We start from the raw sequence: 22,362 nt of genomic DNA on the forward strand, positions 1-22,362 counted from the left end.
CCGGGCTCGGGCGTCGTCGTGCTCACAGAGGTCTCCTTCGGTCGGGTTCGCCGACCATAACGCCGTCGCGCGACGGCGTATTTCCGTTGGCCTGGGGACGGCCGGGCCGCGTGTCGGTGGGGGCTGAGAGACTGACCTCGATGACGAGCACGACCACCCCCAGCAGCGAGGAGCTCCTCGCGGCCCTCGACGACGACCAGCGCGCCGTGGCGCAGACCCTCACCGGGCCGCTGTGCGTCCTCGCCGGCGCGGGCACCGGCAAGACCCGCGCCATCACCTACCGCATCGCCCACGGCGTGCGGGCCGGCGTCTACAGCCCGACGACCGTCCTCGCCGTCACCTTCACCGCCCGCGCCGCGGGGGAGATGCGCTCGCGGCTGCGCGACCTCGGGGTGGGGGGCGTCCAGGCGCGCACCTTCCACGCGGCCGCGCTGCGCCAGCTGTCCTACTTCTGGCCCGCGGCGATCGGTGGGGGGCTGCCGAAGATCCAGGAGCACAAGGCGCCGCTCGTCGCCGAGGCCTCCTCACGCCTGGGACTGGGCGTGGACCGCGTGAGCATCCGGGACCTCGCCGCCGAGATCGAGTGGGCCAAGGTCAGCCTCGTCACCGCCGAGGACTACGTGACGCGCGCCGTCGCGGCCGGCCGCGAGGAGGCGGCCGGGCAGGACCGCGCCACGGTGTCGCGGCTGCTGGAGATCTACGAGGACGTCAAGACCGAGCGCGGCGTCATCGACTTCGAGGACGTCCTCCTCCTCATGGTCGGCATCCTCGAGGAGCGCGCGGACGTCGCCGCGGAGGTCCGCCGCCAGTACCGCCACTTCGTCGTCGACGAGTACCAGGACGTCTCCCCGCTCCAGCAGCGCCTCCTCGACCTGTGGCTCGGGGACCGCAAGGAGCTGTGCGTCGTCGGGGACGTCTCCCAGACCATCTACTCCTTCACCGGTGCCACCCCGCGCTTCCTCACCGACTTCCCGCGCCGCTTCCCCGGCGCGGAGGTGGTGCGCCTCGTGCGTGACTACCGCTCCACGCCCCAGGTGGTGTCCCTCGCCAACAGCGTCCTCGAGCGGGCCGGGAGGCACCGCTCGAGCGCGGCCGTCCGGCTCGTCGCCCAGCGCCCCTCGGGGCCCGCTGTCCGCTTCGAGGCCTTCGACGACGACGTCGCGGAGGCCGCCGGGGTGGCCGCCCGCATCGCGGCCCTGGAGAAGTCCGGCGTGCCGCGGGGGGAGATCGCCGTCCTGTACCGCACCAACGGCCAGGCCGAGGCGCTCGAGCAGGCCCTGGCCCAGGCGGACATCGGCTACCTCGTGCGCGGCGGGGAGCGCTTCTTCTCCCGCCGCGAGGTGCGCGAGGCCGTCGTCCTCCTGCGCGGGGCGGCCCGCACGATGACCGACCACCCCATGCCCGACGCCGTCCGCGACGTCCTCGCCGGCATGGGTTGGGCCCCGGACCCGCCGGCCGCCCGCGGCGCGGTCCGCGAGCGCTGGGAGTCGCTCCAGGCGCTCGTCGCGCTCGCGGACGAGATCGCGGCCGCCCGCGGCGCGGACCTCGCCGGGCTCGTCACCGAGCTCGAGGAGCGGGCCAGCGCCCAGCACGCCCCGACTGTCTCCGGGGTCACCCTCGCCTCCCTCCACGCGGCCAAGGGCCTGGAGTGGGACGCCGTCTTCCTCGTCGGGGTGAGCGAGGGGCTGCTGCCCATCTCCCTGGCGGAGACGGAGGAGGCGGTCGCCGAGGAGCGCCGACTGCTCTACGTGGGCGTCACCCGGGCCCGCGAGCACCTCATGCTCTCCTACGCCCGAGCCCGCACCGTCGGCGGGCGCGCGAGCCGCAAGCCCTCGCGCTTCCTCGACGGCCTGTGGCCCGAGGAGGGCGCCGCCCGCCGCCCCGCCGCCCGCGCGCCCCGGCGTGACCGCATCGCCGAGCTCGCCGAGTCCGACCCCGAGGGCGCCGTCCTCGTCGAACGCCTGCGCGCCTGGCGCGGGCAGGTGGCCGCCGCGATCGGCAAGCCGCCCTACACGGTCCTCCACGACACGACCCTCGCCGCGATCGCCGAGGCCAAGCCCAAGGACCTGCGCCAGCTCGGCATCCTGCGCGGCGTCGGTGCCGCCAAGCTCGAGTCCTACGGGCCCGCCGTCCTCGCCGTCGTGCGCGGCGAGGAGGTCGTCGTCGAGCCGCCCGGCGCCTGAGCCTTCCTGCCGGCCAGAGCCGCGTCAGCACGCGGGTTCCGGGCCGTCGAGGCGGCCCGGAAAATCTCCCTCGGTAAATACCTTGCCCCCCGTCACAGGGCGGGCGTAATCTCCTACTCGTCCGTGACCGAGTCGGGGCCCGTGCCTAGCCAGCACACGAGGGGTCCCCATGTGCGAAGGGGAGGTGAACCGCAGTGATCACCATCATCTCGATGGATGCCGCCAGCCGTGAGCTGGGCCGAGCTCTGCCCTGGTTCACCGGGGACTGCTCCCGCCTTCGCCCCGCGCCCGTCGGCTACGCCGAGGGCCGCGCGCTCCGGACGCCGTAGAACCACACACGTTCTCCGCCGGACCGCGCAGCTCCCGACCGCGGTTCGCCCCTCCCGGGGACTTGCCGCAGGTCTGTCCAGACCCGGCTTCGCACTCACGGAGAATCTCGTGCAACTCACCACCCTTCTCGACCGCCTCAACGAGGGGTCCTCACAGTCGTGGCCGCTGGCCGAGGAGACCGACGAGCTCGCGCTGCTCGAGCCCACGCCGCTCGCCCCGTGCCAGGACGCGGAGGACCCCGACCTCTGGTTCGCCGAGCGTCAGGCGGACGTCGAGTTCGCCAAGACGCTGTGCCGTACCTGCCCCGTGCGCGAGGCCTGCCTCGCCGGCGCGCTCGAGCCCGCCGAGCCGTGGGGCGTGTGGGGCGGAGAGGTCTTCATCGGCGGGGAGGTCGTCGCGACCAAGCGCGGCCGTGGCCGTCCCCGCAAGCACCACCCCGCGGCCTGAGTCAGGCCCGAGCGGCCGGCACCACCCCCGTCCGCGCCGGCAGGCCGGTGCACCCGCAGTCCGGGTACCCCGGCCACTGCTGTGTCCGGGGCACCGGCCGCCGCGCGTCGACGACGAGGCTCGTGCCCGCCGTCGCCACCGGCCGGCCGTCGAGGTAGGCCACGAGCTGCCCGACGGTGACGGCGGCCGCGAGCAGGCAGGTGGCGGCCTCGACACCCCTCGCCGGCGTGCCGAGCAGCTGCGTGGCCACCGCCGGCCACCGCTCGTCTGCCGCGGTGCGGTGCAGCTCGACGCAGCGCCCGCACGGTCCGGCCCCGGGCGTGACGAGCGGACCGACGACGACGTCCACCTCCCGGGTGACGACGAGCAGGTGGACGACGTCCTCCCGCACGAGCGGCCGCAACCGCACCGGGTCGCTGACGTCCTGCTCGACGAGGACGACGACGTCAGGCCGGGTGCGCGCCGGCGCCGAGGTCCGCAGGTGGGGGTGCGCCAGGCGCAGCACCGCCCGGCCCCGCTCCCCGCGCTCCGTGCCGACGTCGTGCAGGCCGTAGCCGCCCAGGCCGACGTCGTCACGCCGGACGCGCGCCCGGTCCTCCACGAGCAGTGTCCCCACGCCGGCGGCCGCGAGGCCCGCGGCGACGAGCAGCCCGAGCCGCCCCAGCCCGAGGACGGCCACCGTCGCGCGGCCGCGGCGGCCGACGACGTCGCTCGCGTCGCAGTGGGCAACCCGCGACCAGTGGTCGACCTCCGCGCCCAGTCCCTGGTGGTCGAGGGAGGGGTCGCGCGCCCGCTCGAGCGCGCCGCAGTCCTCGAGCCGGGCGAGCAGCTCGCGCGCCCGGCCGGCACGCACCCCGAGCTCGCGTCCACGGGCGAGGAACGCGGCCTCGCTCGTCTCCCGCTCGAGGCCGTCGAGCAGCCGCTGCTCCTCACCCGTCAGCCCGTCCAGGACGACGGCGTGGTCCGGGTCCGCGTGGACCTGGCTGCTGCCCTCCTGGCGCCACAGCACGTGGGTGCCCGGTCGTAGTCGCATGTGCCCTCCCACCCCGAGGATGGCAGCGGGCCGACCCGTGCCGCGCGGCTGCACCGGCGCCCTGTGGACAGCCGCGCCTGTGGACGGGGACGGGCCGCGCGGCCGAGGTGTCGGTGGCCCGCCGTAGATTGGACGCATGTCGGAGATCGAGGTCAGGCGCAGCCGCCGGCGCACCCGGACGGTCCAGGCCTTCCGGGAGAACGGGCGCACCGTCGTCGCCATCCCGGACCGCTTCACCGCGGCCGAGGAGGCGGAGTGGGTGGCGCGGATGGTCGAGCGGCTCGAGCGCACCGGTCGCCGCCGGCGGCCGTCGGACGCACAGCTCGCCACCCGCGCCGAGCAGCTGTCCACGCGCTACCTCGAGGGTCGTGCCCGCCCGCAGTCCGTCGCGTGGGTGGGCAACCAGACCACGCGCTGGGGCTCGTGCACGCCGGGCACCGGCACCATCCGCATCTCCGAGCAGGTCAAGGGCATGCCCACGTGGGTGCTGGACTACGTGCTCGTCCACGAGCTCGCCCACCTGCTCGTCGGCGGCCACGGGCCCGAGTTCTGGGCCTGGGTCGAGCGCTACCCCCAGACCGAGCGGGCCCGCGGCTTCCTCGACGGCGTCTCCTTCGCCCGCCGGCTCGAGGGACGGCAGGCCCCCGAGCCTGGCGGGACGGAGGACTAGCGGGGGTCGCCCTCGGCGTCGTCCCCGACGGGACGGTCGTCGTCGGCGGCGTCCTCGTCCTGGGCGGTGTCCGTGCCCTCGGCCTGCTCGGCCTCGGCGAAGATGCTCGCGAGGGCGGCGTCGACGTCCTCGTCCGCACTCGCGGCGGCGTCACGGGCGGCGACGAATCCCTTCGGGTCGTCGAGCTCCTCTGCCGTCGGCATGAGGTCGGGGTGGGACCACAGGGCGTCGCGCGCCTCGACGCCGCGCTGCTCGGCCAGGTGCGTCCACAGCGCCGCGGCCTCGCGCAGCCGCCGCGGCCGCAGCTCGAGGCCGACGAGCGAGGCGAAGGTCTGCTCGGCCGGACCGCCCGCGGCGCGCCGGCGGCGGACCATCTCGCGCAGGGGGACGGCGTGCGGCAGGTGCGGTGCCACGGCCTGGCCGGCCACGACCTCCACCCAGCCCTCGACGAGCGCCAGCGCCGTCTCGAGGCGGACCAGCGCCGCGCGCTGCGCGTCGCTCTGCTCCAGGGCGAAGACCCCGCCGGAGAACGCCTCGCGCAGGGACTCGGGGTCGCTCGGGTCCAGGCCGCGGACGGCCTCCTCGATGGCCCCGGTGTCGATGGAGATCTCCCGGGCGTAGGCCTCGACGGTGCCCAGGAGGTGGGCGCGCAGCCACGGCACGTGGGCGAAGAGCCGCGCGTGGGCGACCTCCCGCACGGCGAGGAAGAGACGGACCTCCTCGGCGGGAGCGTCCAGGCCCTCGGCGAAGGCCTCGACGTTGGCGGGGACGAGGGCGGCGTCGTGGCCCTCGACGAGCGGCAGGCCGGTGTCGGACGCACCGAAGGCCTCCCCGGCGAGCGTGCCGACGGCCTGGCCGACCTGCATCCCGAAGACGGCGCCGCCGAGCTGGCGGATCATGCCGCCGCCCGCACCGGCGCCCAGGCCGGCCGCGAGCGGGTGGTCACCGAGCTCCCGGGTCTGCTCCTCCAGGACGCGCTCGAGCGCGCGGGCCACGGAGGTGGCGATGGGCTCGGCGAGCGTCTTCCACGTCGGCAGGGTCTCGCGGGCCCAGTCCGAGCGGGACCACGCCCGCGTGGCGCCCCCGCTGGGACCGAGCTCGGTGACGGCGTCCAGCCACAGGTCGGCCACGCGCAGCGCCTCGGTGGCCTCGGCCGCCTGGGCGGCGGTGACGGTGACGTCACCGGTCTGACGCACCACCTGGGTGGCGACGTCACCGGCGAGCGCCCAGTTGACGGGGTCGCTGCCGCCGGCGGCGAGGATGTGCTGCATCTGGCCGAGCATCATCGCGAGCTGGTTGCGGTCCTGGGGGAGGCCGGCGGCACTGGCCATCGCCTCCGGGTCGAGGCCTGCGGCGCGCATCGCGGCCATGGCCTCGTCGGCGGCCTGCGGCCCGAGCATCGAGCGCAGCAGCGCCTCCCAGCTCTCCTCACCGGCGGGGTCCTGGCTCATTCGACAGCTCCGATCCTTCGGGGGGCACCACGGTAACCCCGCGGCCCGGCGGGCCAGAGCACGGCCGGAGCGGTTTCGCCGAGGGCGTGACGACACCGGACGGTTCGGTCTGCCGCCCGCCCGGGGTGATGATGTGGCGGTGCGCCTGCGACCCGACCGCCCCCCGGTGACCGACGACGACCGGCCGCTGCTCACCCCTCGGACGGTGACCGCGGCCGTCGCCGGTGCGGTGACCTTCGTCCTCGCCCTGGCGATGCTCGTCATCACCCCGCCCTACGCGATCCAGAGCCCCGGGCCGACGGTCGACACCCTCGGGGACGCCCCCGGCACCGACGCCCCGCTCATCACCGTCGAGGGCACCGAGACCTACCCGACCGACGGGGAGCTGCGGCTCACCACCGTCTCCACGCGCGGCGGGCCGGGCTTCCCGGCCACCGCCGCCCAGGTCATCGGCGGCTGGCTCTCGGGGACGACGACGGTGCTGCCGCGCGAGGCCGCCTTCGACCCCGAACAGACCCGGGAGGACGTCGAGCAGGAGTCCACCCTGCAGATGAGCTCCTCGCAGACCAACGCCACGGTCGCGGCACTCACCGAGCTCGACTACGACGTGCCCACCGAGCTGCGCGTCGCCGGCACCAGCCCCCACGGCCCCACCACGGGGCTGCTCGAGGAGGGCGACACCCTCGTCAGCATCGCCGCCGGCGCCGAGCCCACCGAGCTCACCTCCTTCGCCGTGCTCAGCGACGTCCTCGCCGACACCCCGCCCGGGTCGACCGTCACCCTCGGCGTCGAGCGCGCGGGGGAGGAGACGCCGGTGGAGGTCGTCACCGCCGACGACGGCAACGGCGGCAGCCTCCTCGGCGTGATGATCTCCCCGGAGGTCGACCTGCCCGTCGACGTCGGCTTCGCCATCGAGAACATCGGCGGCCCGAGCGCGGGGCTCATGCTCACGCTCGGGATCGTCGACATGCTCACCCCCGGCTCGCTCACCGGTGGCGCCGTCGTCGCCGGCACCGGCACGGTCGACCTCGCCGGTGACGTCGGCCCGATCGGTGGCATCGCCCAGAAGCTCGCCGGTGCGAGGCGCGACGGCGCCGAGTGGTTCCTCGCGCCGGTGGAGAACTGCGGCGACGTCACCGGCGCGGTGCCGGACGGCCTGGAGGTCGTCGCCGTCGACACCGTCTCCGACGCCGTCGCGGCGCTCGAGGCCGTGACGGAGGGACGTACCGGGGACCTCGAGCGGTGCCCGGCCCCCTGAGCCGCTAGGCGAAGGTCGCGCGCAGCGCCTCGACGAGCCCGGGCACGGCGTCGGGGGAGCCGCCCACGGCGTCGTCGGAGTCGTGCGCACGGGAGCGCAGCGCGCACCAGGACTCCCCGGTGCGCAGCACCCCGGCGACGATCCGCACGTCCTGCCGGTCGGGGTGCGCCTCGAGGTAGGCGACGGCCGCGTCGGGGTCCCGCGGCATGTCCGTCTCCGCCTCCGGCGGCACGACGATGCGCTCGACGACGATCGCGGCGCCGTCGACCTCCTCGGGCCAGCCGAGCTGGGCGAGGAGCTCCTCGAGGGTGTCGGCCTGCGGGAGGCCGTCCTGCTCGATGGACAGCAGGTGCTCGGGGTCCAGCCGCGCCGACTCCTCGGCGCCGTCGGGCAGCTCGCCGGCGAGCGCGGGGTTGACCGCCAGCGCCGCGGCCGTGCGCACGAGGGAGAAGACGAGCACGGGGGAGTCCCAGCCGAGCGAGCCGACGTGACGCTCGATGTCGCGGACCGCCTCGGCGAGGGCGTGCTGGCGGGGGCTGGGTTCGGTGGGGGAAGCCGTCATGGGCCCATGATCGCGCACCTGAGGACGGGGAGGCGAGCGGCGCATGTGGGAACCTAGAGGGTGGGCGGCGCGTTGTCCCGGCAGGGGCGACCCACGCCGCCTCCCGACAGCTCCACGACCGAAGGTGCCACCACGTGACGACCTCTTCCGTCCCACGACCACCGCGGCCCGCCGGAGGCCGACGACGAGGCGCACTCGTGCCCACGCTCGTCGTCCTCGCGGTCCTCGCGGCGATCCTCATGATCACCGCCCAGTTCTGGACGGAGGTGCTGTGGTTCTCGCACCTGGACTTCGAGGAGGTCCTGTGGCGGGAGTGGATCACCCGTGCGGTGCTCTTCGCCATCGGCTTCCTCGTCATGGGCGTGTCCGTCTGGCTCGGGCTGCGCCTGGCCTACCGCTCGCGTCCCATCTACGCGCCGGTCACCCCTGAGCAGCAGAACCTCGACCGCTACCGCGAGAGCGTGGAGCCGCTGCGCCGCCTCGTGATGATCGGCGCCCCGATCGTGCTGGGCATCTTCTCGGGCATCTCCGCGAGCGGGAACTGGCGCTCGGTGCTCATGTGGCTCAACCGCGAGCCCTTCGGCACCACCGACCCGGAGTTCGGCATCGACGTCGGTTTCTTCGTCTTCACCCTGCCGGTCCTGCGCACGCTCGTCTCCTTCCTCATGACGGTCGTCCTCATCGCGCTGGTCGCCTCGCTCGTCACGCACTACCTCTACGGCGGCATCCAGCTCGCCGGCCGTCCCCAGCGGGTGACGCGCGCGGCGCGGGTCCAGCTGTCGGTCATGGCCGCCGTCTTCGTCCTCCTCATCGGGGCGAACTACTGGCTGGACCGCTACTCGCTGCTCGTCGGCCAGAACGACCGCTTCGCCGGTGCGTCCTACGCCGACATCAACGCCAACCTGCCGGGCCGCGAGATCCTCGCCGTCATCGCGGTCATCATCGCGATCCTCTTCATCGTCGCCGCCTTCCGCGGGAGCTGGCTGCTGCCGGCCGCGGGCGTCGGCGTCATGATCGTCTCCGGCGTCGTCATCGGCGGGATCTACCCCGCCGTCGTCCAGCGCTTCCAGGTGACGCCCAACGCCGTCGAGGCGGAGTCGCCGTTCATCCAGCGCAACATCGACGCGACGCTCGTCGCGTACGGCCTGGACGACGTCGAGACCCAGACCTACGACGCCGTCACCGAGGCCGAGGCCGGCCAGCTGCGCAACGACTCCGAGTCCACCGCCAGCATCCGGCTCCTCGACCCGAACATCGTCAGCCCCACCTTCCGCCAGCTCCAGCAGAACCGGCAGTACTACGACTTCGCCCCGACGCTGGCCGTGGACCGCTACGAGATCGACGGCGAGAAGCGCGACACGGTCATCGCGATCCGTGAGCTCAACCAGGACGGCCTGGGCAACGACCAGCGCACCTGGGTCAACGACCACACGGTCTACACCCACGGCTTCGGCGCGGTCGCCGCGTACGGCAACACCGTCGCCGGGGACGGCCAGCCGGCCTTCTTCGAGTACGGGATCCCGAGCGTCGGTGAGCTCGGCGAGTACGAGGAGCGGGTCTACTTCGGGCAGAACACCCCGAGCTACTCGATCGTCGGCGCCCCCGAGGGTACCGAGCCGTGGGAGCTGGACTACCCGAACGACGACGCCGACCAGGGCCAGGTCAACACCACCTACGAGGGGAACGGCGGGCCGAGCCTGGGCAGCTTCTGGAACCAGCTGCTCTACGCGATCCGCATGGGCTCGGAGCAGATCCTGTTCTCCGACCGCGTGAACTCCGAGTCGCAGATCCTCTACGACCGCGACCCGCACGAGCGCGTCCAGAAGGTCGCGCCCTACCTCACCCTCGACGCGCGCGCCTACCCCGCGATCGTCGACATGGACGGGGACGAGTCGACCCCCAAGGAGCTCGTGTGGATCGTCGACGGCTACACGACGACGAACGAGTACCCCTACTCGGCCCGTGAGTCCCTCGAGGACGCGACGACCGACGCGCTGACCGACGAGCTCGGTGGCGTCGTCGTCGGCCCCGCGCCGGAGGAGGTCAACTACATCCGCAACTCCGTCAAGGCGGTCGTCAACGCCTACGACGGCGAGGTGACGCTCTACGAGTGGGACGAGGAGGACCCGATCCTCCAGACCTGGCAGAACGTCTTCCCCGACCACATCTCCCCGCGGGCGGAGATCAGCGGCGACCTCATGAGCCACCTGCGCTACCCCGAGGACCTCTTCAAGGTCCAGCGCGAGCTGCTCAGCCGCTACCACGTGACGGACGCGGCCTCCTTCTACTCCGGTGGAAACTTCTGGAACATCCCCAACGACCCCACCGCGGGCGAGGGTGTCCCGCAGCCGCCGTACTACCTCACGATGCAGATGCCGGGGCAGGACACCGCGGAGTTCTCGCTCACCTCGAGCTTCATCCCGGGTGGCCAGACCGACCGCAACATCCTCACCGGCTTCCTCGCGGTGGACTCGGAGACCGGCAACACCGCGGGTGAGGTGAGAGAGGGCTTCGGGCAGCTGCGGCTCCTCGAGCTGCCCTCGGACGTCACGGTGCCCGGCCCGGGCCAGGTGCAGAACACCTTCAACTCCAACCCGACGATCTCCACCGAGCTCAACCTGCTCCAGCAGGGTGGCTCGCAGGTGCTGCACGGCAACCTCCTCACCGTCCCGGTGGGCGGCGGCCTGCTCTACGTGCAGCCGGTCTACGTCCAGGCCTCGGCCGGCACGCAGTACCCGCTCCTGCAGTACGTGCTCGTCGCCTTCGGTGACGAGATCGGCTTCGCGCCGACGCTCACCGAGGCGCTCGACCAGGTCTTCGGTGGTGACTCGGGTGCCGAGGGCGGGGACGCCGACGTCGTCGACGAGACCCCCGACGGCGAGGCACCCGAGGGGGAGACGCCCGAGGGCACCACGGAGGTCGACGCCGCGGCGCAGGAGCGCCTCACCCAGGCGCTGGCCGACGCGAACCAGGCCCTCCAGGACGGCCAGGCGGCCCTCACCGAGGGTGACTGGACGACCTACGGCGAGGCGCAGTCCCGCCTCCAGGCCGCGCTCGCGGAGGCGGCCGAGGCCCAGCAGGAGCTCGACGCCGCCGCGGCGGGCGAGGTCCCTGCGCCCGAGGACGGCGCGACACCGCCGGCCGACGGTGAGGGCGAGGCGCCCGCCGACGGCACACCGCCCGAGGGCGGCGACGACGGCGGAGGCTGACCCGGCCCGGTAGTCCGGCGGGTGGTGAGTCACCTCACTGCCCGCCGGATTGCCACCGGGGGTCGCCGCCGCGTAGGGTGGTGACTACCGACGCGGGGTGGAGCAGTTCGGTAGCTCGCCGGGCTCATAACCCGGAGGTCGCAGGTTCAAATCCTGCCCCCGCTACCAGGAGAAGGCCCCGCCCATCAGGTCCGGGCCTTCTGCGTTCCCCGGGCGCCCGGCGCCGGCCGGTCAGGCGGCGCCGAGCCAGGTGAGCAGGAGCAGGCAGACGTCGTCGTGGCCCTCCCCGGCAGGGAGCATCCGCTCGGTCACCGAGCGCACCGCCGCGCCCGGCTCGAGCGCCCGGCTCCGCGCGCCCACGGCGACGAGCTCGTCGAGGCGGGTGGGCAGCGGACGGTCGCGCCGCTCCACGAGTCCGTCGGTGTACAGGAGCAGCCGGTCACCGGGCACGAGGTCCACGGCCGCCTCCGGGCGCTCGCTGCCGGGCACGTTGAGTCCTAGGGGCGTGGAGCGCCCGTCCCACACGAGCCGGGGCGTGCCGTCGCGCTCGAGGAGCAGCGGCGGCAGGTGGCCGGCGCAGGCGAAGCGGAAGCGCCCGGTGCGCAGGTCGAGCTCGCCGTAGAGGACGGTGGCGGAGGTGGAGTCCGGGACGCGCTGGACGAAGGTGTCCAGGGCGCCGAGCACCCGGGCGGGGCCCACGTCGGGACCGGCGAGCGCCCGGACGGCGCTGCGCAGCTGCCCCATGGCGATGGCGGCGTCCAGCCCGCGGCCCACGACGTCGCCGATGGCGACCCCCAGGACGTCGTCGTCGAGGTGGAAGGCGTCGTGCCAGTCCCCGCCCACCTCGAGGGACTCCACGCCCGGGCGGTACGCCGTCGTCACGTCCACGCGCGCGTCCTGCGGCAGGGGAGCGGTGAGGAGCGCCTGCTGGAGCTGGTGGGCGATCGCGGCGCTGCGGTCGAAGAGACCCGCCCGGTCCAGGGCGGCGCCCGCCTGCTGGCCGACGGCGGTGAGCACGGCGAGGTCCGGCGGCTCGGCGCCCGCGCCGTCGTCGGGCAGGAGGGACAGCACCCCGTGCAGCCCCGACTGCCCGTGGAGCGGGACGAGGACACGGCCGTCGGCGACGACCGCGGCGCGCGGCCACGAACGCGCGGGCAGGGGCCCGGTGCTGCCGGCCTCCTCGCCCGTGGCCGAGTGGGGGACCAGCCTGCCCGCGGGGTCGGTGAGCCAGCACGTCGCCGCGCGCGCGGCGAGGGAGGGCGTGGTGCGCAGCAGGGCAGCGGCCACCCCGTCCCGGCCGACCGCGGCCGAGAGGGCGGCGGTGACGTCCTGGAGGACCCGCGTGCGCTCGGCGGCGGACTCGGCGTCCTTCCGCGCGGCCAGCAGCTCGCGCTCGTAGCGGGAGCGGTCCCGCGCGCTGGAGACGGAGACCCGCACGCGGCCGTCGGGGGCCACGACGGCGGTCATGAGCACGGGGACGCGGCCGCCCGGGCCGCGCAGCTCGAGCGCCACCTCCTCGGCCCGGCCCTCGACGTGCAGCAGCGGGGACAGGTGGGTCTCCCAGTAGATCCGCCCGCCCACCGAGAGGAGCTGGCTCAGGCGCACCCGCCCGAGCACCTCGGCCGCGGGCCGCCCGACCCACTGGAGGAAGGTCGCGTTGGCGTCGAGGACCGTGCCGTCGTCGGCCAGGACGAGCAGGCCGCTCGGTGCCTCGTCCCAGGCGGCAGCGCGGTCGTTCACGCCGACAGGTACGCCTTCATCGCCGCGACCAGCTGGTCCGGGGCGCTGAGGTTCGGGCAGTGCCCCACGGCGTCGAGGACGGTGAAGTCGCTGTTCGGCAGGTGGTCGCGGACGTACTCGCCCACCTCCATGGGCGCGATGACGTCCTCGCGGCACTGGACGACGAGCGCCGGGGTCGTGACCTCCGGCAGGTCCGCCCGGTTGTCGGAGAGGAAGGTCGTGCGGGCGAAGCGGCGCGCGAGGGTGGGGTCGGTGCGGCAGAACCTCGACGTGAGCTCCTCACCGAGCTCGGGGCGGTCGGGCACGCCCATGATGACCGGGGCGATGTGGGCCGACCAGCCGAGGTAGTTGTCGTCCATCGTCTCGAGGAGCTCGTCGATCTCCTCCTGGCTGAAGCCGCCGCGGTAGTCGCCGTCGTCGATGTAGCGGGGGCTGGGACCCACGAGGACGAGCCGGTCGACGAGCTCGGGCCGCTCGCGGGCGGCGAGGAGGCCGATCATCGCGCTCACGGAGTGGCCGACGAGGACGACGGGCCCGGCGTCGAGGGCGTCGATGATCTCGACGACGTCCTGCGCGTAGCCCTCGAGGCGGGCGTGCCGGGCGGCGTCGTAGGCGGACGCGTCGGAGCCGCCGGCGCCGACGTGGTCGAAGAGCGCCACCCGGTGCGTCGCCTCGAAGTGAGGGACGACGAGGCGCCACATCTGCTGGTCGCAGCCGAAGCCGTGCGCCAGCACCATGGTGGGGCCGTCTGCCGTGCCGCTCACCCGGACGTTGTTCCGCTCGAGGACATCCACGAGGCCGACATTACGGCACGGCGGCCCGCCCTGGATCAGACCGGGGCGGGCAGCGGGAAGGACCGGTCGGCGAAGAAGATGCTCCGGGCCGCGCGCTGCCCCGGCGGGGTGCGCAGGGCCGCGAAGGTCGCCTCCATGGCGCCCGGGGAGCGCACGAGGCCCATGGCGCGCCGCATCGCCACCCGCCCGCGGAACCGCCGGCGCAGCGCGGCGCCGTCGTAGGAGCGCAGGGCCCCGGCGTCACCGCTCGTCAGGGCGTCGTCGAGGGCGTCCGCGGCGTGCTCGGACAGGCGCAGGCACGGGTCCAGGCCGCCGGCCGTCAGTGGGGACACGGCCCCGGCGGCGTCCCCGACGAGCAGCCCGCGCGGGGAGCTGATGCGCCGCAGCAGCCCGCCCACCGGGATGGGGCCGCCGCGGCGCTCGACGGCGTCCGGGCGGGACGGCAGGCCGGGCGCCACGGCCGCGAGGTCGCGCATCGCGCGCCACACGCCGTCGGGGTAGCGGGAGCCGTAGCCGGCGGTGCCGAGGTGGACGTGCTCGCCGTCGTCGACGACCCAGCCGAGGTAGCCCGGGGCGAGCCGGGGGTGCAGGACGCAGTGGAAGGCCGGCACCTCGGTGCCCGCGCTCGCGAACACCTCCTCGGCGCCGACGAGAAGTCGCTCGTTGCGGTCCAGGTGCAGGTCGCGCGCCACCCGGGAACGGGCGCCGTCGGCCCCGACGACGAACCGTGCGTGGGCCACGGACGGTGCGCCGTCGCTGCCCACGAGCTGCGCCGCGCCGTCGGCGTACCCGGCGTAGCGGGTGCCGAGGAGGACCCGGGCGCCGGCCTCCCGGGCCCGGTCGGTGAAGGCCGCGTAGAGCCCGGGCATGTCCCCGACACGGAACTCGTCACGGTCGCTGTCCAGGACGACGGGCCGGCGCAGGCTCGGCGGGTAGAGCGCCACCCGCCGGATCGGCGGTCCGAGGCGGTCCTCGGGGAGCGCGAAGTCGTCCAGGGTGCGGCGCACGAAGATGCCGGTGGTGCGGACCGCCCGGCCGAGGTCGGTGCGCTTGTCGACGACACTCACCGCGTGCCCGCGTCCGGCGAGCAGCGCGGCCACGTGCAGCCCCGCGAGACCCGCACCGACGACGAGGACGTCGGTGTCCCACGCGGCGCTCACGGCGCCGGCGTCCCGTCCGGCTCCCAGCGCAGCAGGTCGCCCGGCTGGCACTCGAGCGCCTCGCACAGCGCCTCGAGGGTGGTGAAGCGGACGGCCTTGGCGCGGCCGTTCTTGAGCACCGCGAGGTTCGCGGGCGTGATGCCCACCCGCTCGGCCAGCGTCCCGACCGACATCTTCCGGCGGGCGAGCATGACGTCGATGTCGACGACGATGGGCACCTAGATCACCTCGTCGAGCTCGGAGCGCAGGTGCTCGGCGCGGGCGGCGGTCTCGACCGCCTGGACGAGCAGCGTCCGCATGACGTAGACGACGAGCGCCACGCCGCCGACGACGAGCGCGATGCCGCAGATGAACCCGACGACGCCGGGCGCGACCTCGTCCCCGGGCGTCGTGCGGTTGACGACGGCGAAGGTCACCGCGACGGCGAGGATGAGCACCGACGCCGCCGCGATGGCGCCGATGACGACGTCGACGTAGCGGAACGCGCCCGTGGAGAAGACGGTGCCACGGCGCACCATCCCCAGCAGGCGCAGGATGCACACGGCGATGACCTGGAGGCACGCGACCCCGAGGAGGAGGCTGGCGGCGAAGGCCACCCGGGGGGCGGTGGCCAGGCCGTCGAGATCGACCCACAGCAGCGGCAGCAGGACCGCCTGGACGACGACGGACCCGAGCAGTGCGACGGCGATGACGAGCTGGAGCACGCGGACGGCGTACCTGCCCATGGAGGCCTCCTTGAATCGAGCGACGATGGGAATCTATCGAGACTCGATAGGTGCTGGCAAGGGGGGTGAGTAATTCGGTTGCCCCGAGCGGCCCCGGCGGCGCAGGCTGTGCGGGTCCCCGCGGAGTGCCCCGCGCGAGAGGGACGGACGAGAGGACCAGCGATGACAGACCTGCGGAGCGCCCCGCCAGCGCGCTGACGCCCCCACGGGCGCGGCGCGACGTCCCGCCGCCCCGAAAGGTCCTCACCGTGCCCCACCCCTCGTCCTCCGTCGTCCTCCACGACCTCTCCTTCTCCTGGCCCGACGGCACCCCTGCCCTGGAGGGCGTCAGCGGCGCCTTCGGCCGCGGGAGCACCGGGCTCGTCGGCGCCAACGGTGCCGGCAAGTCGACGCTGCTCCGGCTGGTCTCCGGCGCCCTCGTCCCCACCGGGGGCACCGTCTCCGTCCGGGGCGTCGTCGACCACCTCCCGCAGCGGCTCACCGCCGTCCCGGGCACCGTCCTCGCCGACCTCCTCGGCGTCGCCACCACCCTCCGCGCGCTGCGGGCGATCGAGGCGGGCTCCACGGACCCCGCCGACTTCGACGCCGTCGGGACCGACTGGGACGTCGAGGAGCGCGCCGCCGCGGCGCTCGCCACCCTCGGCCTGCCCGTGGACCTCGACCGCCCGGTCACCGCGCTGTCCGGCGGGGAGGCCGTTCTCGCGGCGCTGGTGGGCGTGCGGCTGCGCGGGGCGGACGTCGCCCTCCTCGACGAGCCGACGAACAACCTCGACGGCGACGCGCGCGAGCGGGTCTACGAGGTCGTGCGTGGGTGGCGCGGCACGCTCGTCGTCGTCAGCCACGACCTCGCCCTGCTCGACCTCATGGACGCCACCGCCGAGCTGCGGGCCGGTGAGCTCGTCACCTTCGGCGGCCCCTACAGCGCCTACCGCGAGTGGCTCGCCACCCAGCAGGAGGCGGCCCGGCAGGCGCTGCGCACCGCCGAGCAGACCCTGCGCCGGGAGCAGCGGGAACGCGACCGGGCGGAGGAGCGCATGGCACACAGCCAGCGGCAGGGCCGTAAGGACCGCGCCGACGGCAAGTACCCGCCGATCGTCCTGGGGGCGCGGCGCAACGCCGCCGAGCGGTCCCAGGGCGAGCGTCGGACCGCGGTGGACGCGCGCCTCGCCTCCGCGCGCGCCTCCGTCGACCTCGCCGAGGCCGCCGTCCGCGACGACGACGCCGTGCGCGTCGACCTGCCCGACCCGCACGTGCCCCGCGGGCGCCGGCTGGCGGTGCTGCCGAGCAGCGACGGGCGCGACGTCGTCCTCCAGGGCCCCGAGCGGGTCGCCCTCGTCGGGGCGAACGGCGTCGGCAAGACGACGCTCCTGCGCTCGCTCCTGCCCACGCTGTCGGTCCGCGTCGGCTACCTGCCCCAGCGCGCGGAGCTCGACGACGGCGCCACCGTCCTCGACATCGTGCGCGCCGCCTCGCCCCACCTGGCCCCCGGGGAGGTGCGCAACCGTCTCGCGCGGCTCCTCGTGCGCGGGGACATGGTCGACCGCGCGGTCGCCACGCTCTCCGGCGGTGAGCGCTTCCGCGTCGCGCTCGCCCGCGTCCTGCTCACCGACCCACCGCCGGAGCTGCTCGTCCTCGACGAGCCGACGAACGACCTCGACATCCCCACCGTCGACCAGCTCGTCGCCGCCCTGGGCGCCTACCGGGGCGCGCTGCTCGTCGTCAGCCACGACGGCGCCTTCCTCCAGCGGCTGGGTCTGGACGCCGTCGTCCGGCTCACGGCCGGAGGCCGCCTCGAGCGGGTGACCTGACCAGCGCCGTCCTCGCCTACGGGCGGGCGCGGAGGTCCCGGACGAGGGCCCAGCCGAGGACGGCCAGGCCGGCGACGGCGAGGACGACGAGCCAGGGCACGGGAGCGGCGCCGTCGAGCACGAGGGCGAGGACCACGGCGACCTGCGCGACCGCCTGGACGGCGAGGAACCCGGGCAGCGCGTCGCGCAGGACGGCCACCTCCACCCGCCCGCGCCAGGACACCGCGTCGGTGAGGGCGCCGACGCGCAGGGCGGCGTGGCTCAGCACGGCGAGCAGCACCAGGGCCCACCACGGGCCGGGCGTGAGCGCGCGCATGGCCACGAGGACGGCGACCGTGATCGCGAGCAGCGCGGCGTGCGGGCGCGTCGCCACGACCACGCCGAGCGCCGCCGCCACGGCCAGCTCCGTCGGGCTGCCGGCCACGACCGCCCCCGCACCGGCGACGAGCGCGAGCAGCGCCGCGCGCAGCACGAGGGCGGGCACGGCCGGGCCGGTGCGCAGCGCCGTCCGTGGCCGCCGGGGCGTCCGCCGGCGCCCGACGGCGAGCGAGCCGTCGGGCCGGGGGAGGACGGCGCGCACACGCTGGAGCAGCCGCTGCAGCGGGCTCATCGCGGTGCCCCGTGGCGACGGCGGGCGAGGGTGGCGAGCTCGGCACGCCCACCGCTGGGCGGTGGGCCGTCCGCCGCCCAGCGGACCACCTCCACGCCACCGCGCCGCAGGGTGGTGAGCCGGTCCTCGCGCTGCAGCGAGACCATCCGGTAGGCCATGAGGAGCCGCACCGACATCTCCGCCCCGCGCACCGGGGGCAGCACGTCGACCGCGACCACCCGGTGGCCGGCGTGCCGCCAGGTGAGCGCCATCGTCGCGGCCTCGTCGTCGAGGAAGGTCGACAGGACGACGACGAGCGCGCCGGAGGGCACCTGCGGCGCGCGCACGCGGGGGCGGGGCGTGCCCTCGGGTGCCGACAGCGCCAGGCGCCGCACGACCCGCTCGAGGTGCCGGCGCCCGCCGCCGGGGCGTACGGGCCGCCGTCGCAGCCCGAGGTCCTCCAGGCCCACGCGGTCGCCCTGGCCGAGGTAGGCCCGCGCGAGGGACGCCGCGGCCTCACGGGCGATGTCGAGGGAGGTGACGTCGCTCGTGAGCACCTCGCGGCCGCCGGCCCAGGTCGCGACGTCCGGTCCGACGTCGTCGCGGGAGTCGATGACGAGGACGACCGTCGCCTCCGCGGTCGACTGCGTGCGGCGCACGTAGAGGTCCTGCAGGCGTCCGTCCTGGACCCCGCGGCGGGCGCTGGTGCGCCAGTCGATGCGGCGCAGCCGGTCGCCGGCGGTGAAGAGGTTGACGTCGTGGAGCTCCTCGCCGTCCCCGATCCGCCGGGCGGCGTGCGGGCCGACGAGCCCCTGGAGCCGTGGCGGCAGCGGCAGCCGGTCCAGCGGGCGCTGCCCGGGCAGCACGAGGACCGAGGACGGTCCCACCGTGAGGACCTCGCCCGTGGTGACGTGCCCGCTGCCGAGCCCGACGGCGTCGAGACGGAAGAGCTGGTTCTCCCCGGTCCGCACGCTCGTCGTCGCGAGCGCCACCTCACGGACCTCGCCCGGGAGGAGGCGGACGAGGCACTCGTCGGGCTCGGTGCCCGGGCTGGAGGAGCGCAGCCGGGCCGCGACGGCACCCTCCGGGCCGCGCAGCAGCGCCGGGGCGCGCAGCTCGGTGCTCGCGGTGAGCTGCCGCGGGGCGCGCACCTGCACCTCCAGCGGCTCGCGCGGCCGTCGGGTCCAGCCCCACACCGCGGTGAGGAGCGGCGCGACACCCAGCGCGGCGACGTCGGGTCGCCCGTTGAGCGCACCCGCGACCAGCACCCCCGCCCCCAGGAGGAGCCCGGCGGTGAGGTGGGTGAGCGGGGACCAGCGGGTCACCGGGTGCTGGCGGGGCCGGGGACGGAGGACAGCAGAGCGGTGACGACGCTGCTGGGCTGCGTGCCGCCCGCCCACGCCGCCGCGGTGAGGGTGAGGCGGTGCGCGAGCGCGGGCACGGCCACCGCCTTGACGTCCTCCGGGGTGACGAAGTCGCGGCCGTCGAGCACGGCCAGCGCCCGTCCCACGAGGAGCAGTGCCTGGGAGCCGCGCGGGGAGGCCCCGACCTCGACGGCGCTGTGCGTGCGGGTGGCCGCGGCCAGGGCCACGCAGTAGGCGACGACGTCGGGGTCGACGGCGACGGCCTCGACACCCGCCTGCATGCCGAGGAGCTGCTCGGGCGTGACGACCTGGCGGACGTCCGCGCGCTCCCGGCGCCGGTCCAGCCGCCGGTGCAGGACGTCCGCCTCGGCCTGCGCGCTGGGGTAGCCGACGGCCAGGCGCACCATGAAGCGGTCGAGCTGCGCCTCGGGCAGCGGGTAGGTCCCCTCGTACTCGACGGGGTTGGACGTGGCCATGACGTGGAAGGGCTCGGGCAGCGGGAAGCTCGTCCCCTCGACCGACACCTGGCGCTCGGCCATCGCCTCGAGCAGCGCCGACTGCGTCTTGGGCGCGGTCCGGTTGATCTCGTCGGCGAGGAAGAGGCCGGTGAAGACCGGCCCGGGGCGGAAGGTGAATTCCGCCGTCGCCGGGTCGTAGACGTAGGAGCCGGTGATGTCCGCGGGCAGGAGGTCCGGCGTGCACTGCAGCCGCCGGAAGTCCAGGCCCAGCGCGGTCGCCAGGGACCGCGCCGCCAGCGTCTTGCCCAGCCCCGGGACGTCCTCGAAGAGCACGTGCCCGCCCGCGAGGACCGCCGCCAGTGCCAGGCGCAGCGGTTGCGCCATGCCGACGACGGCGGTGCCCACCTCGCGCAGCACGTCACCACCGAGCGCGGCGACCTCGGCGACGGGCAGCGGGGCGGGGGAGGAGGTGGGCTGGTCAGTCACGGGGGCTCCGGTTCTCGAGGGCGGTGAGGCAGGCGTCCAGCGCCCGCACGGGCTGGGGCGTGGTGGCACGCAGGGTGCGCCAGGCGCGCTCGCCGAGGTGGGTGTGCACGGCGTCGTCGTCGGCGGGGTCGATGCCGGCGAGGGCGAGACGGCCGGCGGCGACCTCCCGCAGCTGGCGCAGGCCGCGCTCGCCGACGCGCCCGTCACGGTCGGTGAGCGACCAGGACAGCTGGGAGACCTCGTGGCGGTGGCCGCCGCGCTGCTCGGCGGGCAGCTGGGGCAGGACGTGGTCGCGGCCCAGGTCCCGGTGGCCGACGAGCGCCGCGACGACGGCGGTGGCCGCGGCGGCGAGGGCGATGTTGACGCCGTCGAAGCCGATGCCCCACATGGCGACGGCGACGGCGGCGACCGCGAGGACGGCGGCCGCGGCCCGGCCCCGGCTCACCGGGGCTCCCACGAGGCGGCGAGGCGCTCGAGGCAGCGGCCGGCCTCGGCGACGTCCTCGGCGGTGAGGACGGCGTGCGGGGCGAAGCGGGCGCGGTGGTAGAGGCGCAGGAGGCCGCGGGTGGCGTCCGGGTCGGCGCTCGTGGCGTCGAGGACGGCGGTGGTGAGCTCGGTGGGGGTGTCGGAGGGGGCGCGTGCCACGCCCGAGCTCGCGGCGGCGGCCTCGAGCTCGAGCCAGGCGGCGATCACGGCGTCGTCGGGCCCCCGGCGCGAGGCGAGCACCGCGCGGGCGGCGGCCACGCCGCGGCGCAGGGCCGGCAGGTCCGGCTCGGCCTCGACGGCGGTGGGCTCGACGGCGGTGCCGGGGGCCGGTTCGTGGGACGGGCCGGTGGTGCCCCGGGCGAGCGTCGCCCGGCGCAGGAGCGCCCGGAGCAGGAGGGCGAGGAGGAGGAGGCCGACCGCCGCGAGGATGAGCGTGACGGGGACGCCCCGCTCGGTCGTCTCCGGCGGCGGCTCCTCCTGGGCCTCCTCCGCCGGCGGGGTCGTCGTCTGCTCGACGGGGACGGGGCGCAGCTCCACCTCGCGCGGCGCGACGTGCCACGGCCCGGCGAGGGCGGCGCCGGCGACGACGGCGAGCGCGACGAGCGCCGCGAGGAGCGGCAGGAGCAGCGGGTGAGCCGTCCCGCGGGCACGGGGCCGCGCCGTCGCCTGCCGCCCGTCCATGACCTCACCGTATCGGCCGAGGTCCCCTACCGTGGGGACATGGAGCGACGCGTGCGCAGGGGCGGCCTCACCTTCGACGTCCGTGACGAGGGCAGCGGCCCGCCGGTGCTGCTCCTCCACGGCTTCCCGCAGGACTCGACGAGCTGGCGGCACGTCGTGCCGCGGCTCCGCGCGGCCGGGCTGCGCACGATCACGATGGACCAGCGGGGCTACTCCCCGGGTGCCCGCCCGGCGGCGCGGGCGGCGTACCGGCTGGAGTTCCTCGTCGCGGACGTCGTCGCGGTGCTCGACGCCGCCGGTGTGGACCGCGCGCACGTCGTCGGCCACGACTGGGGCGGCGGGGCCGCGTGGATGGCCGGGTCGCGGCACCCCGACAGGGTGGCGTCACTGACGGTGGTCTCGACCCCGCACCCGGCGGCGCTCACGGCGGCGATGCTGCGCTCGGACCAGGCGCTGCGCTCCTCCTACATGGCGTTCTTCCAGCTGCCGGGACTGCCCGAGCGTCTCCTCCGCAGCCGCGTGGAGCGGATCCTCGTCTCGGCCGGGCTGCCGCCGGAGCAGGCCCGGCTCTACCAGGAGCGGATGCGTGAGCCGGGGGCGGCGCGCGGCGCGCTCAACTGGTACCGCGGCGTGCCGCTCAGCCGGGAGGGTGCCGGGCGCGTCGGGGTGCCGACGACGTACGTGTGGGGCGAGGCGGACCCCTACCTCGGCCGCCGAGCCGCCGAGCTCACCCGCGACTACGTGTACGGCGACTACGAGTTCCTCCCGCTGCCCGGTGGGCACTGGCTGCCCGAGCTGAGCCCCGACGCGGTCGCCGACGCCGTCGTCCGGAGGGTGGCCTCGGCGTCCTGAGCTCGCCGGGGCGGTGCCCCGGTCGGCGGCAGGCCGGCTGCGTCGCTGAGACGGTCCCCGAGCAGGCGCACGGACG

21 protein-coding genes and 1 tRNA gene are annotated in these 22,362 nt (G+C 75.5%); 9 read left to right on the forward strand and 13 right to left on the reverse strand.

Annotated elements, in window-relative coordinates:
- The first annotated feature begins 140 nt into the window (after positions 1 to 140).
- The 3 genes from H9624_RS12770 (at position 141) to H9624_RS12775 (ending at position 2,960) form a co-directional block, all read left to right on the forward strand.
- The gene (locus H9624_RS12770) at positions 141 to 2,183 is read left to right on the forward strand and encodes an ATP-dependent helicase (RefSeq protein ID WP_251840273.1); all 2,043 of its coding nucleotides are present in this window, start codon (positions 141 to 143) and stop codon (positions 2,181 to 2,183) included.
- A 194-nt stretch (positions 2,184 to 2,377) separates the two neighbouring features.
- Entirely contained in the window at positions 2,378 to 2,512 is a 135-nt protein-coding gene (locus H9624_RS16630) for a hypothetical protein (protein ID WP_286011195.1), read from the forward strand.
- Positions 2,513 to 2,621: 109 nt separating this feature from the next.
- Positions 2,622 to 2,960, forward strand: a complete 339-nt coding sequence (locus H9624_RS12775) for a WhiB family transcriptional regulator (RefSeq protein ID WP_307784963.1) — start codon at positions 2,622 to 2,624, stop codon at positions 2,958 to 2,960.
- Position 2,961: 1 nt separating this feature from the next.
- Here the strand turns inward: H9624_RS12775 and H9624_RS12780 are convergent, their stop codons facing one another.
- Positions 2,962 to 3,993 carry a thiamine biosynthesis protein ThiF gene (locus H9624_RS12780; RefSeq protein ID WP_251840274.1) on the reverse strand — a complete coding sequence of 344 codons (1,032 nt, stop codon included), beginning with the start codon at positions 3,991 to 3,993 and terminating at the stop codon, positions 2,962 to 2,964.
- A gap of 136 nt (positions 3,994 to 4,129) precedes the next feature.
- On the opposite strand from H9624_RS12780, the gene H9624_RS12785 reads away from it, so the two are divergent.
- Positions 4,130 to 4,663 carry a M48 metallopeptidase family protein gene (locus H9624_RS12785; protein ID WP_251840275.1) on the forward strand — a complete coding sequence of 178 codons (534 nt, stop codon included), beginning with the start codon at positions 4,130 to 4,132 and terminating at the stop codon, positions 4,661 to 4,663.
- On the opposite strand, the gene H9624_RS12790 is transcribed toward H9624_RS12785, so the two are convergent.
- Complete coding sequence (locus tag H9624_RS12790; protein WP_251840276.1) at positions 4,660 to 6,114, reverse strand: zinc-dependent metalloprotease; 1,455 nt, start codon at positions 6,112 to 6,114, stop codon at positions 4,660 to 4,662. The genes H9624_RS12785 and H9624_RS12790 overlap by 4 nt on opposite strands.
- 139 nt (positions 6,115 to 6,253) lie before the next feature.
- Between H9624_RS12790 and H9624_RS12795 the strand changes: the two genes are divergently transcribed.
- Positions 6,254 to 7,372 (forward strand): YlbL family protein, encoded by a 1,119-nt coding sequence (locus tag H9624_RS12795; RefSeq protein ID WP_251840277.1) that lies wholly within the window; start codon positions 6,254 to 6,256, stop codon positions 7,370 to 7,372.
- Between the two features lie 4 nt (positions 7,373 to 7,376).
- Here H9624_RS12795 and H9624_RS12800 read toward each other — a convergent pair whose 3' ends face one another.
- Positions 7,377 to 7,934 carry a PPA1309 family protein gene (locus H9624_RS12800; RefSeq protein ID WP_251840278.1) on the reverse strand — a complete coding sequence of 186 codons (558 nt, stop codon included), beginning with the start codon at positions 7,932 to 7,934 and terminating at the stop codon, positions 7,377 to 7,379.
- A 197-nt stretch (positions 7,935 to 8,131) separates the two neighbouring features.
- Here H9624_RS12800 and H9624_RS12805 point away from each other — a divergent pair, with 197 nt between their 5' ends.
- Both H9624_RS12805 and H9624_RS12810 read left to right on the forward strand, forming a co-directional pair.
- On the forward strand, positions 8,132 to 11,143 hold the full coding sequence (locus tag H9624_RS12805) for a UPF0182 family protein (protein ID WP_251840279.1): 3,012 nt from the start codon (positions 8,132 to 8,134) through the stop codon (positions 11,141 to 11,143).
- 91 nt (positions 11,144 to 11,234) lie between these two features.
- A tRNA-Met gene (locus H9624_RS12810) sits at positions 11,235 to 11,311 on the forward strand.
- Positions 11,312 to 11,374: 63 nt separating this feature from the next.
- Here the strand turns inward: H9624_RS12810 and H9624_RS12815 are convergent.
- Genes H9624_RS12815 through H9624_RS12835 form a run of 5 tightly spaced genes read right to left on the reverse strand, consistent with a single transcriptional unit; the run spans position 11,375 to position 15,562 of the window.
- Positions 11,375 to 12,883 (reverse strand): SpoIIE family protein phosphatase, encoded by a 1,509-nt coding sequence (locus H9624_RS12815; protein WP_251840280.1) that lies wholly within the window; start codon positions 12,881 to 12,883, stop codon positions 11,375 to 11,377.
- The gene (locus tag H9624_RS12820) at positions 12,880 to 13,677 is read right to left on the reverse strand and encodes an alpha/beta fold hydrolase (RefSeq protein WP_372435145.1); all 798 of its coding nucleotides are present in this window, start codon (positions 13,675 to 13,677) and stop codon (positions 12,880 to 12,882) included. The genes H9624_RS12815 and H9624_RS12820 overlap by 4 nt, the downstream gene beginning before the upstream one ends.
- Positions 13,678 to 13,712: 35 nt before the next feature.
- A complete protein-coding gene (locus tag H9624_RS12825) occupies positions 13,713 to 14,837 on the reverse strand; it encodes an NAD(P)/FAD-dependent oxidoreductase (protein WP_251840281.1) in 1,125 nt (374 codons plus the stop codon).
- Positions 14,834 to 15,055 (reverse strand): helix-turn-helix domain-containing protein, encoded by a 222-nt coding sequence (locus H9624_RS12830; protein WP_251840282.1) that lies wholly within the window; start codon positions 15,053 to 15,055, stop codon positions 14,834 to 14,836. Before H9624_RS12830 ends, H9624_RS12825 begins: the two co-directional genes overlap by 4 nt.
- Entirely contained in the window at positions 15,056 to 15,562 is a 507-nt protein-coding gene (locus H9624_RS12835) for a DUF2975 domain-containing protein (protein WP_251840283.1), read from the reverse strand.
- 248 nt (positions 15,563 to 15,810) lie between these two features.
- Here H9624_RS12835 and H9624_RS12840 point away from each other — a divergent pair, with 248 nt between their 5' ends.
- Positions 15,811 to 17,370: an ABC-F family ATP-binding cassette domain-containing protein gene (locus tag H9624_RS12840; protein WP_251840284.1), complete on the forward strand. Its 1,560-nt coding sequence runs from the start codon at positions 15,811 to 15,813 to the stop codon at positions 17,368 to 17,370.
- Between the two features lie 16 nt (positions 17,371 to 17,386).
- On the opposite strand, the gene H9624_RS12845 is transcribed toward H9624_RS12840, so the two are convergent.
- The 5 genes from H9624_RS12845 to H9624_RS12865 are packed head-to-tail and all read right to left on the reverse strand — an operon-like array spanning position 17,387 to position 21,434.
- On the reverse strand, positions 17,387 to 17,980 hold the full coding sequence (locus H9624_RS12845; protein ID WP_251840285.1) for a hypothetical protein: 594 nt from the start codon (positions 17,978 to 17,980) through the stop codon (positions 17,387 to 17,389).
- Positions 17,977 to 19,284, reverse strand: a complete 1,308-nt coding sequence (locus tag H9624_RS12850; RefSeq protein ID WP_251840286.1) for a DUF58 domain-containing protein — start codon at positions 19,282 to 19,284, stop codon at positions 17,977 to 17,979. Before H9624_RS12850 ends, H9624_RS12845 begins: the two co-directional genes overlap by 4 nt.
- Positions 19,281 to 20,267: an AAA family ATPase gene (locus tag H9624_RS12855; protein WP_251840287.1), complete on the reverse strand. Its 987-nt coding sequence runs from the start codon at positions 20,265 to 20,267 to the stop codon at positions 19,281 to 19,283. The genes H9624_RS12850 and H9624_RS12855 overlap by 4 nt, the downstream gene beginning before the upstream one ends.
- Positions 20,260 to 20,712, reverse strand: coding sequence for a hypothetical protein (locus H9624_RS12860; RefSeq protein WP_251840288.1), 453 nt, complete (start codon positions 20,710 to 20,712; stop codon positions 20,260 to 20,262). The genes H9624_RS12855 and H9624_RS12860 overlap by 8 nt, the downstream gene beginning before the upstream one ends.
- On the reverse strand, positions 20,709 to 21,434 hold the full coding sequence (locus H9624_RS12865) for a DUF4129 domain-containing protein (protein ID WP_251840289.1): 726 nt from the start codon (positions 21,432 to 21,434) through the stop codon (positions 20,709 to 20,711). The genes H9624_RS12860 and H9624_RS12865 overlap by 4 nt, the downstream gene beginning before the upstream one ends.
- Before the next feature lie 39 nt (positions 21,435 to 21,473).
- On the opposite strand from H9624_RS12865, the gene H9624_RS12870 reads away from it, so the two are divergent.
- Entirely contained in the window at positions 21,474 to 22,286 is an 813-nt protein-coding gene (locus tag H9624_RS12870; protein ID WP_251840290.1) for an alpha/beta fold hydrolase, read from the forward strand.
- Positions 22,287 to 22,362 lie beyond the last annotated feature (76 nt).

Origin of the sequence: Oceanitalea stevensii (genome assembly GCF_014837105.1) — a bacterium.
GTDB lineage: Bacteria > Actinomycetota > Actinomycetes > Actinomycetales > Actinomycetaceae > Oceanitalea > Oceanitalea stevensii.